Genomic DNA, 13,732 nt, shown 5'->3' with positions numbered 1-13,732 from the left:
ATGTGGGAGCGAGCTTGCTCGCGATGGCGTCGGTGAGAACTACTCGTTGTCCAGGCCTTTACGCCGATACGGAAACACATCAATCACCTTCCCCGCCCGAATCGCTTCCTGAAGGCTCTTCCAGTAATCGGCGTTGTACAACTCGCCATGCAACTGATCGAACAACTTGCGTTGCCCCGAATCGGCAAACAGGAACGGTGGAAACTCTTCCGGGAACACGTCCAGTGGCCCGATCGAGTACCACGGTTCGGACGCCATTTCATCTTCGGGTGTACGTGGCAACGGGATGTGGCGGAAATTGGCCTCGGTGAGGAAGCAGATCTCGTCGTAGTCGTAGAACACCACCCGACCGTGACGGGTCACCCCGAAGTTCTTCAGCAGCATGTCGCCGGGAAAGATGTTGGCCGCCGCCAGTTGCTTGATCGCCAGCCCATAGTCTTCCAAGGCCTCCCGCACCTGCGCCTCGTTGGCGTTCTCCAGGTAGAGGTTCAGCGGGGTCATGCGGCGCTCGGTCCAGCAGTGGCGGATCAGCACCGTATCGTCTTCCACCGACACTGTGGATGGTGCGACTTCCAGCAGTTCCTCCAGGCACGCCGGATCGAACTTGCTCAGGGGGAAACGGAAGTCGGCGAACTCCTGGGTATCGGCCATGCGCCCGACCCGGTCGACGCTTTTCACCAGGCGGTACTTTTCGATCACCGTGGCGCGGTCGACGTTTTTCGACGGCGAGAAACGGTCCTTGATGATTTTGAACACGGTGTTGAAACCCGGCAGGGTGAACACGCTCATGACCATGCCGCGCACGCCAGGGGCCATGATGAACTGGTCGTCGGTATTGGCCAGGTGATTGATCAGTGCCCGGTAGAACTCCGACTTGCCGTGCTTGTAGAAGCCGATCGAGGTGTACAGCTCGGCGATGTGCTTGCCCGGCAGGATGCGCCGCAGAAAGCCGATGAACTCCGCCGGCACCGGCACATCCACCATGAAATACGAGCGGGTGAACGAGAAGATGATCGACACGTCTGCTTCATCGGTGATCAGCGCATCGATCTGGATGCCGCGCCCCTCCAGGTGCAGCAATGGAATTGCCAGCGGCCATTGCTCGTCGGCGGTGTAGATGCGCCCCACCAGGTACGCGCCTTTATTGCGGTACAGCACCGAGGAAAACAGCTCGACGCTCAGCTCCGGATCCTTGCACACCCAATCCGGCAGGTTCTCGCGCAGTTGCGCTTCGAGGCGCTTCAGGTCACCGGCCAGGTCGGCGTAATCCTCACTGAAACGGTAGTCGGCGAAGATGCTGGCGAGCATCGCCGACAATTGGCCTTGCGGCTTGTAGGTGCGGGTTTGTGCGGCCCGGGCGCGGCGCAGGCTCGGCCGGGTGGTGTGGATGAACATGCAGCCGTCGCTGATCAGGTCATGGCTGAACAGCCCGCAGAAGATCGAGTTGTACCAGGTCTCGGACAGCTCATCGTCGAAACGCAGGTCGATCAGGCTGATGTAGGCGTTTTTGACCAGCGGCCAGCAGCTGACGTCCAGGGTGTCGGCGTCAAACGCGGTGCGCAGTCGCTCCACCGTTTCACCGACCTTGTCTTCATACAGATTGATCCGTGCCGCCGACGCCGTCTGCGTTTCCTGCCACTTGGCCTGTTCGAAGCGGGCCCGGGCACCGTCGGTGATCTGGCGAAAATGCTCGCGGTAATCGTCAAAGCCATCGAGGATCAAGCGGGCGATGTCGGCGGCTGGCCATTGCTGCGGCATGGTGAGACCTCTGCGGGAATTCGGGAGGCTTGAGCTTAGCCAGTGAACCGGGTGCAGGAGAAGCGTAATTTTCCGGGTGAATTAAATGCCCGGTTTTCGGTTGCCATCGATCACACACTCAGCAACACTTTCGCCCCTCCCCCAAGGAAGGACCGCTCTGTGAACCCCGTCGATATTTTCCGTTTACTGTCTCTGGCGGCCATTTGGGGGGCCAGTTTTCTGTTCATGCGCATTATCGCCCCGGTGATCGGCAGCATTCCTACCGCTTTTTTCCGTGTATCGATAGCCGCTGCCGGACTGCTGGTGATTCTCGGCCTGATGCGCATCAGTTGGGACTTCAAGGGCAAACTCAAGACCGTGATGCTGCTCGGGGTGATCAACTCCGGGATTCCGGCGACGCTCTATTCGGTGGCTGCGCAGGTGCTACCAGCCGGTTACTCGTCGATTTTCAATGCCACGACACCCTTGATGGGCGTGCTGATCGGCGGCCTGTTTTTCCATGAAAGGCTCACTGGCGCCAAACTCGGCGGCGTGTTCCTGGGGCTGTTCGGTGTGGGCGTGCTGACCCGCGCCGGTCCGGTGGCGTTCGATTTGGAACTGCTGATGGGTGCCGTCGCCTGCCTGCTCGCGACCACCTGCTATGGATTTGCGGGGTTTCTGGCCCGCCGCTGGCTCGATCAGGCCGGTGGTCTCGACAGCCGTTTGTCGGCAGTGGGCAGCATGCTTGGCGCGACATTGTTCCTGCTGCCGCTGTTCGGCTACAGCGTGATCAGCCAACCACCCGCGACCTGGGGCGGCTGGAGTGTATGGCTCTCGTTGCTGGGGTTGGGTCTTGGATGCACGGCGTTTGCGTACATTATTTACTTCCGCCTCCTGAGCTCGATTGGTCCGGTGAAATCGATGACTACGACCTTTTTGATCCCGCTGTTCGGCGTGCTGTGGGGGGCGTTGTTTCTCGATGAGCCACTGTCGATGGCGCATGTCTATGGCGGGATGTTGATTGCGCTGGCGTTGTGGTTGGTGTTGAAGCCGGCGGCGGTGAAACCGGGTTTGGTGGCTGGCCGGTAGTGTTGTGGCGTTGCGGATGACGCCAAAAATCACAAAGGCCCGGAGCATGGCTCCAGGCCCTTGCGGGTTTGCACGCAATTACGCGGCTTTACGGAACACAAACACCAGACCGACGATGATCAGCAGCATGCCGAACAGGCTCAACATCGCCAGGCGATTGCCGAAGATCAGATAGTCCATCACCGCCGTTACCGCCGGCACCAGATAAAACAGGCTGGTGACGTTCACCAGATTGCCTCGAGCGATCAAGCGGTACAGCAATAGCGTTGCCAGCACCGACACCACCAGCCCCATCCATAGCACCGGCAGGATGAATCCACTGCTGTGTTCGAAGTGAAACGGCTGGAAGGGTACGAAAATCCCGCACAACAGCAGTCCGGCCAGATACTGCACCGGCAGTGTGCCGAGGGGATTGTCGGTGATGCGTTTCTGCATGATCGAACCGAACGTCATGCTCGCCAGCGCCAGCAGACCGAAGAGCATGCCCGCCAAAGACATGCCGGCCAAACCGATGCCCTGGTAAACCACCATGATCAACCCGGCCAAGCCTAGCGCCAGACCGAACATCCGGCTTATTGATCGGTGCCGCTCCATGATCACTACGGTGAGAATCGGCTGCACGCCCATGATGGTCGCCATCACCCCGGGCGTGACTTTAAGGTCCAGGGCCAGCAGATAGAAAATCTGATACGCCCCCAACAACACCACGCCGGTGACCATCGCATACAGCATCGGTTTGCCGCCCTTGGGCAACTTCAGCTTGAGCAACGGCACCAGCAACACCAGGCCGCCCAGGGCGATGACGAAACGGAACATCAGGAAGGCAAAGGGCGACGCGTGGGCCAGCCCCCATTTGGAGAAGATCGCCCCGCTGCTCCACAGCAGAACGAACAGGCTCGTGGACGCCGCCGCGAGCGCGGAGTTTTTCGAAAGGACAAACATGAATACCACCTGTAGTCAGGCAAAAAGCCAACTCAGCCGAAGCTGAAATTCAGTCGTTTTTTTCAGGTAGGCAGGGGAACAGCAGAAAGCAGCTGCTCAGCCCGAAATGCCAACGCCTGGCGGTGAGACCACCGCGCACACTGGCGTGCGACTGACAGGAGGGGGGTAATGACTGATCTGCCCCGGCTGCTGATTCCCGCACGGCACGACGCCAGCGTTGACCGCTGAATCGACTACCGCGTTGAAGTGGGGTGCAGGCATTGGGCTGATCTTTATTCGAGGGATAAAAAAGTGAGTCCGAAACTCACCGTGCGCCGACTATAACCAGCGTTCGACATGGATTGCAACGACTCGACCAAAAGGCCAGCTACGACAGTCGGTACGGAGTCTGCATTGTGCGGTTGGAGGGGCATTCAGGGATTGCGCGAAAACCTGTAAAAAACCGCTCACAACGAACGGTTCTTTTATTCTGTATCCGGCGTTAGCCAAACAACCAATACCCCAACAACATCAGCACCAGCACCGCCAGTACCGGACGCAGTACACGGTAGGCCTCGGGATTGCGCCGCTTCCATTGCTTGACCACACCACTGAATTTATCGCTGGAGTTCTTGCTCCAGGCATAGACCCGGTTGATGCCCCCTACTCGCTCGTCATCAAGGTTCTGCGGTGCAGTCGCACGACCTAGCCAGGCGCTGATACTGCGATTGATGCGGGTCATGAAGCGATTGCTCAGCGGACGTTCGATATCGCAGAACAGTATGACACGGGTCTTTTGCGTTTCATTCTTGACCCAGTGCACGTAGGTCTCGTCGAACATCACGTCTTCACCATCGCGCCAGGCGTAAAACTGTCCGTCGACAAAGATGCGGCAATCATCGGAATTGGGGGTGGACAGGCCCAAGTGATAACGCAGGGAACCGGCAAACGGATCGCGATGCGGATTGAGGTGGCTACCGCCCGGCAGTAGCGCGAACATGGCGCCTTTGACGCTGGGAATGCTGTTGACCAGTTGCACGGTTTTCGGGCACAAGGCTTCGGCGGAAGTCAGCGGTTTGTCGTACCACTTGAGATAGAAGCGCTTCCAGCCCTTCTTGAAGAACGAGCCAAAGCCGGCGTCGTTGTTCTTTGCCGCCGCGCGGATATACCCCTCGTCGAACAAGTGCATCGCTTCGTCGCGAATCACCTCCCAATTGTCCTTGAGCACATCAAGTTCCGGGAACTTGCTGCGATCCAGATACGGTTTCGAAGGTATTCCGGAAAACAGGTACATCAGGGCGTTATAGGGGGCGAACAGTGCCGAATGGTTAACGAACTGGCGCAAAACCGGCAGGCGCGCCTTGCCGCGCAAATGCACATAGAGGGTGCTACCGAGAAACAGCAACAACAACGAGGCTTTCGCGGCAAACGACGGGATCATCGACAACTCCTTTGAAGATAAACGGCACCGCACCACGTCCATTGCCCGACGTGGCTACCAGCATGATAAACACTACCGCCCCGGTGAAAACCTGCACTTTTCAACATTCAATGTTAATGAATGTGCAACAAAGCACTTATTAACATAAGGTGCCTGAACGCTGGCTGATGCAATCCATCATCAACCGGAACAGATCAATGGATCGCAACCAGCGATAACGCCTCAACCGTCAGCGCCAGCCACGATCCGCCAATATCTGGCACTTACTGGCGATTCTCCTGTTCGGTAAACAGATCACTGAACAGCATGCTCGACAGGTAACGCTCACCGGAATCCGGCAAGATCACGACAAAGGTCTTGCCCTGCATTTCCGGGGTCTCCGCCAGTCTTACGGCCACCGCCATGGCGGCGCCGCTGGAAATCCCGCACAAGATTCCCTCTTCCTGCATCAAGCGCAAGGCCATGGCCTTGGACTCTTCGTCACTGACCAGTTCCACCCGATCGACGATCGACAAATCGAGGTTCTTCGGCACAAAACCGGCACCGATGCCCTGGATCTTGTGCGGGCTCGGCTTGATTTCTTCACCGGCCAGGGCCTGGGTGATCACCGGCGACACCACTGGTTCCACTGCCACCGAGAGTATCGGTTTGCCCTGGGTATTCTTGATATACCGTGAAACCCCGGTGATGGTTCCACCGGTTCCGACGCCTGCCACCAGCACGTCGACCGCGCCGTCCGTATCGTTCCAGATCTCCGGGCCGGTGGTTTTTTCGTGGATGGCCGGGTTGGCCGGGTTATCGAATTGCGCCGGCATGAAGTACTTCGACGGGTCGCCGGCAACGATTTCACCGGCTTTCTCGATGGCGCCTTTCATGCCTTTGGCCGGCTCGGTCAACACCAGTTCGGCGCCCAGTGCCTTGAGTACCTTGCGGCGTTCGATACTCATGGACGCCGGCATGGTCAGCATCAGCTTGTAGCCACGGGCGGCGGCCACGAAGGCCAGGCCGATGCCGGTATTGCCGGAGGTGGGTTCTACGATGGTCATCCCCGGCTTGAGTTTGCCGCTGCCCTCGGCATCCCAGATCATGTTCGCACCGATCCGGCACTTGACCGAGTAACCGGGGTTGCGCCCTTCGATCTTGACCAGGATGGTCACACCACGCGGCGCAATGCGATTGATCTGCACCAGCGGCGTATTACCGATGGAGTGGGCGTTGTCAGCGAAAATGCGGCTCATGGCTGGGTCCTTAACGACAGCATTGAAATAGGGCATCAAGGTAAGCCTCTTGCCCGCAGGCGTCCAGTCGGGTCGAACGTCCGCTTATCAGTGCAGTCAATGGCTTTAGACAGCCAGAGATTTGCCGCCATGAAACGTCGATACAGCTGGCCCCTGTGGACCCTCGCCGGCCTCGCTCTGCTGCTGGTTGCCTTGCACATTGCCCTGCCCTACATGGTGCGCGATTACCTCAACGAGAGATTGGCGAACATGGGTGACTACCGCGGCCAGATTACCGACGTGGACCTGGCCCTGTGGCGCGGCGCCTACAAAATCAATGGACTGAAAATCGTCAAGGTCAATGGCAAGGTCCCCGTGCCTTTCGTCAATGCGCCATTGATTGACCTCTCCGTCAGCTGGCACTCGCTCTGGCATGACCACGCAGTGGTGGCCGAGGCGCAGTTCGACAAACCCGAGGTCAACTTCGTCGATGGCGGTGCCAACAAGAAAAACTCCCAGACCGGTCAGGGCACAGACTGGCGGGCACAGTTGGAAAAATTGCTGCCGATAACCCTCAACGAAGTGCGGATCAACGACGGGCGGGTCACCTTTCGAAACTTCAATTCAAAACCGCCCGTGAACATGAATGCCACCCAGGTTAATGCCAGCATTTACAACCTGACCAACGTAGTGGACACCAAAGGCAAACGTGACGCCCGTTTCGACGGCAAAGCTCTGTTGCTGGGGCATGCACCGCTGGAAGCCCTGGCAACCTTCGACCCGCTGAGCAACTTCGAAGACTTCGAGTTCCGCCTGCGCGCCAAGAATCTTGAACTCAAACGCATGAACGACTTCGCCTCGGCTTACGGCAAGTTCGATTTCAATTCCGGCCATGGTGACGTGGTTATCGAAGCCGAAGCCAACAAGGGTCAACTCACTGGCTACATCAAGCCGTTATTGAGGGACGTTGATGTTTTCAATTGGCAACAGGACGTTGAAAACAAAGACAAAGGGATTTTTCGCTCCATCTGGGAGGCACTCGTCGGGGGTACCGAGAATGTGTTGAAGAACCAACCGAAAAACCAGTTCGCCACTCGCGTCCAGCTCAGAGGCAGCGTGCATCAACGAGATATCAGCGCATTCGAGGCTTTTTTGCAGATTTTGCGTAATGGTTTCATCCAGGCGTTCACTGCCCAGTACGAACGGCCCAAGCCGGATACGGACTGAGTCAAGATGTGACGCCCCATTCAGAGACTGAATAAGCCGTCTGCGTTCACAGTCGACCGGACACCGCGTTATAGTCGGGGCTGACTCTTTTATTGCCCCCCGCCCTGCCTCGTACAGGTCGGCGTTACCGTTCGAGGATTAGCAGATGAAGTTCGAAGGCACCCAGGCCTACGTCGCCACCGATGACCTGAAGCTGGCGGTCAACGCCGCCATCACCCTGGAGCGGCCGTTGCTGGTCAAGGGCGAACCGGGCACCGGCAAGACCATGCTCGCCGAGCAACTGGCCGAATCCTTTGGCGCCAAGCTGATCACCTGGCACATCAAATCCACCACCAAGGCCCACCAGGGCCTGTACGAGTACGACGCGGTCAGCCGCCTGCGCGATTCGCAGCTCGGCACGGAAAAGGTCCACGACGTTCGCAACTACCTGAAAAAGGGCAAGCTCTGGGAAGCCTTCGAATCCGAAGAACGAGTCATCCTGCTGATCGACGAAATCGACAAGGCCGACATCGAATTCCCGAACGACTTGCTGCAAGAACTCGACAAGATGGAGTTCTACGTTTACGAGATCGACGAGACCATCAAGGCCAAAAAACGTCCGATCATCATCATTACCTCCAACAACGAAAAAGAGCTGCCGGACGCCTTCCTGCGCCGCTGCTTCTTCCACTACATCGCTTTCCCGGATCGCGTGACGATGCAGCGGATCGTCGACGTGCACTACCCGGACATCAAGAAAGACCTGGTCAGCGAAGCGCTGGACGTGTTCTTCGACGTACGCAAGGTGCCGGGCCTGAAGAAGAAGCCTTCGACCTCCGAGCTGGTGGACTGGCTGAAGCTGTTGATGGCCGACAACATCGGCGAAGCGGTACTGCGCGAGCGTGATCCGACCAAGGCCATCCCGCCGCTGGCCGGTGCGCTGGTCAAGAACGAACAGGACGTGCAACTGCTGGAGCGTCTGGCGTTCATGAGCCGTCGCGGCAGCCGATAAGGGTCAACGCCATGTTGCTCAACCTGTTCAATGAAATGCGCGCAGCCAAGGTGCCTGTCTCGGTGCGTGAGCTGCTGGACCTGATCAACGCGCTGAAACAGCGCGTGACCTTCGCCGACATGGACGAGTTCTATTACCTGTCCCGGGCGATCCTGGTGAAGGACGAAAAGCATTTCGACAAGTTCGACCGGGCGTTCGGTGCCTACTTCAATGGTCTTGAAAAACTCGACGACCACTTGCAGGCCTTGATTCCCGAAGACTGGCTGCGCAAGGAATTCGAGCGTTCGCTGACCGACGAAGAGCGGGCGGCGATCCAGTCCCTGGGCGGCCTGGACAAGCTGATCGAAGAGTTCAAGAAACGTCTGGAAGAACAAAAGGAACGCCACGCCGGTGGCAACAAGTGGATCGGCACCGGTGGCACCAGCCCGTTCGGTTCCGGCGGTTTCAACCCGGAAGGCATTCGGGTCGGCGATGCCGGCAAGCGCCAGGGCAAGGCGGTCAAGGTCTGGGACCAGCGCGAATACAAGAACCTTGACGATTCGGTCGAGCTGGGCACCCGCAACATCAAGGTCGCCCTGCGGCGCTTGCGCAAGTTTGCCCGACAGGGCGCGGCCGAAGAACTGGACATCGATGGCACCATCGACCATACCGCCAAGGATGCCGGCTTGTTGAACATCCAGATGCGGCCGGAGCGGCGTAACACCGTCAAGCTGTTGCTCCTGTTCGACATCGGCGGCTCGATGGACGCCCATGTGAAGATTTGCGAGGAGCTGTTCTCGGCCTGCAAGACCGAGTTCAAGCATCTGGAGTACTTCTACTTCCACAACTTCATTTATGAATCGGTGTGGAAGAACAACATGCGCCGCACCTCCGAACGCACCTCGACCATGGACCTGCTGCACAAGTACGGTGCCGACTACAAAGTGATCTTCATCGGTGATGCCGCCATGGCGCCCTATGAAATCACCCAGGCGGGCGGCAGCGTCGAGCACTGGAACGAAGAAGCCGGTTACGTGTGGATGCAGCGGTTCAAGGAGAAGTACAAGAAACTCATCTGGATCAACCCGTATCCGAAGGACACGTGGGGCTATACCTCTTCGACCAACATCGTGCGGGATTTGATTGAGGACCAGATGTATCCGCTGACCCTTCGCGGGCTGGAGGAAGGGATGCGGTTTCTGTCCAAGTAGTTCTGCTGTCTGGACTGACGCCATCGCGAGCAAGCTCGCTCCCACAGGGTCTTATGTACGACAAAGATCCAATGTGGGAGCGGGCTTGCTCGCGAAGCTTTTAGCCTTTCAAAAAGCGCCGCAAATACTCGACCTGTTCTCGATGCGCCACATCCTGCACCACCGGCCGCAACCGCACCCGCGCCCCCGGCAGGCACTGCGCAAGCCGCGCCAGTGCCAACGGTGTCAACGCCCCCAATCGCGGATAACCACCGATGGTCTGTCGATCATTGAGCAACACAATCGGCTGCCCGTCAGGCGGCACTTGCACCGCCCCCAACGGAATACCTTCGGAAATCATCGGTTTGCCCTGGTACTGCAGCGCCGTGCCCAACAGGCGAATGCCCATCCGATCGGCTCGGCTGTCAAGACTCCACACGCTGTTGAACGCATCGAACAGACTCTGCCCGCTGAACTCGCCAATCTGCGCACCCAGCACCAGATCCAGCAATGGCTCGCCGGTGAAGTCCGGCACGCATTGGCTTGGCAACTCCCGCAGCAATACCAGCGAGTTCCCCGAGTAGCTCAAGGACGCGCCTTTACCCAGCGCATGGCCCATTCCGTCCAGGCCACCCAGCTCTTCACGGACCACCGTCGCGCTGCTGCCCAGCACTTTCGGTGCATCAAACCCACCCGGCGCCGCCAGATAGGCCCGGGCGCTGAGTAGCGGTCGGGCGAATTGCAAACGCTGACCTTTGTGCAACCTGAAACTGCGCCATGGCGCCAGCGCTTCGCCGTCCACCTGCGCGCCAAGATCCGCGCCGGCCAAGGCCAGCACGCAATCTTCCTCGGCCACGAGGGTGAATCCGCCAAGGGTGATTTCGATTACCGGCGCATCCAGCCCGTTGCCCAATAGCCAGTTGGCCCAGGACATCGAACGCCAATCGGCGGCTCCGCCCTGGGTCACGCCCAGATGCCGCACGCCAAATCGACCGGCATCCTGCAACAGGCACAGCGCCGTACTCGCTTCAATGGTCAGACGGCTCATGCCTGGGCCTCCAGTGGCGTATCGTCACCGCCCAGGTTAATGAATTCGGCATGGCCGACTGCTTCAAACCGTACGGTGTCACCGGGCTGCATCAGGCTGTAGCCGTCACGGTTGCGATCGAACAATTTGGCCGGCGTGCGGCCGATCAGATTCCAGCCCCCCGGCGACACCACCGGGTAGGCCGCCGTTTGCCGTTCGGCGATGCCGACACTGCCGGCGGCGACTTTCTTGCGGGGCGTGTTCAGACGCGGCGCGGCGAGCACCTCTTCCACCAGCCCCATGAAAGCGAAGCCCGGCGCAAAGCCCAGGGCAAACACCTGATATTCACGCTCGCAGTGACGACGGATCACCTCCTCCACCGCCAACCCGCTGCGTTGCGACAACAGGCTCAATTCCGGACCGACGCTCAAGTCGTACCACACCGGCAACACATGGCAGGTACCGCGCGTACGCGCATTGGGCGACAGATCGATCAGTGCCTGGGCAATCAACTCCCGGGCCTGGGCGGGACTCAGCGCGGTCAAGTCGTAATGCACCATCAAGGTGGTGTAGGACGGCACCAGATCAATCAGATGCCCGGCGAATGCCGTGCGCAGACTTTCACTGGCTGCCAGCATCCACGGCATGTTGGTTTCGGCAATTTCATCGAACAGGCGCACCATCAGGCAGTCCAGCGCCACCACTTCCACCCGCAGCTTCATGACGCGCTCTGCCGGTTCAAGGCTTCACGGATGCGTTGCACGGCAGCGACCGAACTGGCGTTGTCGCCGTGCACGCACAGGGTATTGGCCTGCAAATGCAGGGCGCTGCCGTCGCTGGCGGTGAGCGGATCGCCACGGGCGATGGTCAGCGCCTGCTCGATGATTTTTTCCGGATCGTGATGCACCGCTCCCGGCAGTTGTCGCGACACCAGCCTGCCGGCGCTGTCATAAGCGCGGTCGGCAAAAGCCTCGAACCACAGGGTCACGCCGTACTCATCGCCCAGTTGTTGGGCGGCGCTGTTGTCGCGGGTGGCCATCAACATCAACGGCAGGTTGCGATCATAGGACGCTACCGCTTGCAGCACCGCGCGCAGTTGTGCCGGGTTGGCCATCATGTCGTTGTACATCGCGCCATGGGGTTTGACGTAACTGACACGACCGCCCTGGGCCCGGCAGATGCCGTCGAGGGCGCCGATCTGGTAATGCAGAATGTCTTGAAGTTCCTGGGGGGCATAGGCCATGGAACGACGGCCGAACCCCACCAGATCCTGATAGGCCGGATGCGCGCCAACTTGCACACCGTGGCTGAGGGCCAGGCTGACGGTCTTGCGCATGATGCTCGGGTCGCCGGCGTGAAAACCGCAGGCGATGTTGGCGCAATCGATGAAGGGCATGATTTCCGCGTCCAGACCCATGGTCCAGCTGCCGAAACTCTCGCCGATGTCGCAGTTCAATAGCAGGCGGCTCACACTGAACACTCCTGTAGGCTTTATTCTTTTCAGCTGCGGGACATATCTGTAAGACAGCCCCGCAGATTATCAGTTACTGGGCGTCGAGTTGCTTGCCACGGGTTTCCGGCAAACTCAAGGCCGCGAGGATCACCACGCCGTAGGAAACCGCCGCAAAGGCACCGATGCCTACACTCAGCGGCACGGTCTGGCTGAGCAGGCCAATCAACAGTGGAAACAACGCCGCCAGCGCCCGTCCGATGTTGTAGCAAAAACCCTGGCCCGAACCGCGAATGCGCGTGGGGAACAACTCGGTCAGGAATGCACCCATGCCACTGAAGATCCCGGAGGCAAAGAAGCCCAGCGGAAAGCCCAGCCACAGCATCACGCCGTTGCTGACCGGCAGTTGCGTGTACAGCAACACAATGGTGAACGAGCCGACGGCGAACAGGATGAAGTTCTTTTTACGTCCGAGGATGTCGGTCAAATAGGCGCTGATGACATAACCCACGTAGGACCCGATGATCACCATCGCCAGATAACCGCTGGTATTGAGCACGCTCAAACCGCGTTCGTTCTTCAGAAAAGTCGGCAACCAGGACGTGATCGCGTAGTAGCCGCCCAGGGCGCCGGTGGTCAGCAACGAAGCGCGAATCGTGGTGAAGAGCATGCCGGGGGCGAAAATCTCGTAGAACTTCGACGGGTTGCTCGGCTCCTGCCTGGCTTTGGCTTCACGATAGATTTCCGGGTCCTTGACCAGGCGGCGGACGAATATCACGAAGATTGCCGGCACGATGCCGAGGATGAACAGCGCGCGCCAGGCGTCTTCCGGTGGCAATACCGAGAACAGCAGCGCATACAGAATCGCCGTCAGCCCCCAACCCAGCGCCCAGCCGGACTGCACCATGCCCACGGCCTTGCCACGGTCCTTGGCTCGAATGACTTCACCGATCAGCACCGCGCCGGCCGTCCACTCGCCGCCGAAACCGAAGCCCATCAGGGTCCGTGCAATCAGCAGTTGCTCGTAGTTCTGGGCAAAGCCGCAGAGGAAGGTGAAGAAGGCAAACCACAACACCGTCAGTTGCAAGGTGCGCACACGACCGATGCGATCGGAGAGAATCCCCGCTACCCAGCCGCCGATGGCCGAAGCGATCAGCGTGCTGGTGTGAATCAGCCCGGCCTGGCCGGTGGTGATGCCCCACATGGCAATCAGGGTTGGCACCACAAAGCTGAGCATCTGGGTGTCCATGCCGTCCAGGCCATAGCCGATTTTGCAGCTCCAGAAGGTGCGGCGTTCCTGCTGATTGATGTTGCGATACCAGTCGAAAGGTCCCGGACGGGCCGAGGCTTTCGGAATGGCGGTGGTGTCGGGCGCACTCATGGCAAATCTCCGCACTGATTTTATTGGTATTGTTCTGAGCCCCGACGACGCCTATCGTGGGAACCGGATGCGCCGATTTTTG

At 59.1% G+C, this 13,732-nt stretch carries 12 protein-coding genes; 4 read left to right on the top strand and 8 right to left on the bottom strand.

Going from position 1 to position 13,732, the window contains the following annotated elements; translation table 11 throughout:
• Positions 1-39: 39 nt before the first annotated feature.
• Positions 40-1,758, bottom strand: a complete 1,719-nt coding sequence (aceK, locus tag AC1RP7_RS18650; protein ID WP_057715983.1) for a bifunctional isocitrate dehydrogenase kinase/phosphatase — start codon at positions 1,756-1,758, stop codon at positions 40-42.
• A 159-nt stretch (positions 1,759-1,917) separates the two neighbouring features.
• Between aceK and AC1RP7_RS18645 the strand changes: the two genes are divergently transcribed.
• Entirely contained in the window at positions 1,918-2,826 is a 909-nt protein-coding gene (locus AC1RP7_RS18645; RefSeq protein WP_057715984.1) for a DMT family transporter, read from the top strand.
• 78 nt (positions 2,827-2,904) lie between these two features.
• Here AC1RP7_RS18645 and AC1RP7_RS18640 read toward each other — a convergent pair whose 3' ends face one another.
• From AC1RP7_RS18640 to cysK, 3 genes are all read right to left on the bottom strand, one after another.
• Positions 2,905-3,768: a DMT family transporter gene (locus AC1RP7_RS18640; RefSeq protein WP_493183120.1), complete on the bottom strand. Its 864-nt coding sequence runs from the start codon at positions 3,766-3,768 to the stop codon at positions 2,905-2,907.
• Positions 3,769-4,249: 481 nt separating this feature from the next.
• On the bottom strand, positions 4,250-5,188 hold the full coding sequence (locus AC1RP7_RS18635) for an aspartyl/asparaginyl beta-hydroxylase domain-containing protein (protein ID WP_493183121.1): 939 nt from the start codon (positions 5,186-5,188) through the stop codon (positions 4,250-4,252).
• Positions 5,189-5,451: 263 nt separating this feature from the next.
• Entirely contained in the window at positions 5,452-6,426 is a 975-nt protein-coding gene (gene cysK / locus AC1RP7_RS18630; RefSeq protein ID WP_057715987.1) for a cysteine synthase A, read from the bottom strand.
• Positions 6,427-6,525: 99 nt separating this feature from the next.
• On the opposite strand from cysK, the gene AC1RP7_RS18625 reads away from it, so the two are divergent.
• The 3 genes from AC1RP7_RS18625 to AC1RP7_RS18615 all read left to right on the top strand — a co-directional run bounded on the left by AC1RP7_RS18625 (position 6,526) and on the right by AC1RP7_RS18615 (position 9,813).
• Entirely contained in the window at positions 6,526-7,632 is a 1,107-nt protein-coding gene (locus tag AC1RP7_RS18625; protein WP_493183123.1) for a DUF748 domain-containing protein, read from the top strand.
• Positions 7,633-7,777: 145 nt separating this feature from the next.
• Positions 7,778-8,623 carry an AAA family ATPase gene (locus AC1RP7_RS18620; protein WP_057715989.1) on the top strand — a complete coding sequence of 282 codons (846 nt, stop codon included), beginning with the start codon at positions 7,778-7,780 and terminating at the stop codon, positions 8,621-8,623.
• An 11-nt stretch (positions 8,624-8,634) separates the two neighbouring features.
• Entirely contained in the window at positions 8,635-9,813 is a 1,179-nt protein-coding gene (locus AC1RP7_RS18615; protein ID WP_008055445.1) for a vWA domain-containing protein, read from the top strand.
• Between the two features lie 100 nt (positions 9,814-9,913).
• On the opposite strand, the gene AC1RP7_RS18610 is transcribed toward AC1RP7_RS18615, so the two are convergent.
• The 4 genes from AC1RP7_RS18610 to AC1RP7_RS18595 form a co-directional block, all read right to left on the bottom strand.
• Complete coding sequence (locus tag AC1RP7_RS18610; protein WP_493183125.1) at positions 9,914-10,840, bottom strand: 5-oxoprolinase subunit C family protein; 927 nt, start codon at positions 10,838-10,840, stop codon at positions 9,914-9,916.
• A complete protein-coding gene (locus tag AC1RP7_RS18605) occupies positions 10,837-11,541 on the bottom strand; it encodes a 5-oxoprolinase subunit B family protein (RefSeq protein ID WP_154860798.1) in 705 nt (234 codons plus the stop codon). Before AC1RP7_RS18605 ends, AC1RP7_RS18610 begins: the two co-directional genes overlap by 4 nt.
• Positions 11,538-12,290, bottom strand: a complete 753-nt coding sequence (locus AC1RP7_RS18600) for a 5-oxoprolinase subunit PxpA (protein ID WP_057715992.1) — start codon at positions 12,288-12,290, stop codon at positions 11,538-11,540. The genes AC1RP7_RS18605 and AC1RP7_RS18600 overlap by 4 nt, the downstream gene beginning before the upstream one ends.
• Positions 12,291-12,363: 73 nt before the next feature.
• Positions 12,364-13,650: an MFS transporter gene (locus AC1RP7_RS18595; protein WP_429522377.1), complete on the bottom strand. Its 1,287-nt coding sequence runs from the start codon at positions 13,648-13,650 to the stop codon at positions 12,364-12,366.
• Between the last annotated feature and the right edge of the window lie 82 nt (positions 13,651-13,732).

Source organism: Pseudomonas sp. GW822-FHT01E03 (assembly GCF_058802985.1).
The sequence above is the reverse complement of the archived record's forward strand: the minus strand, read 5'-3'. Positions and strand labels throughout refer to the sequence as shown.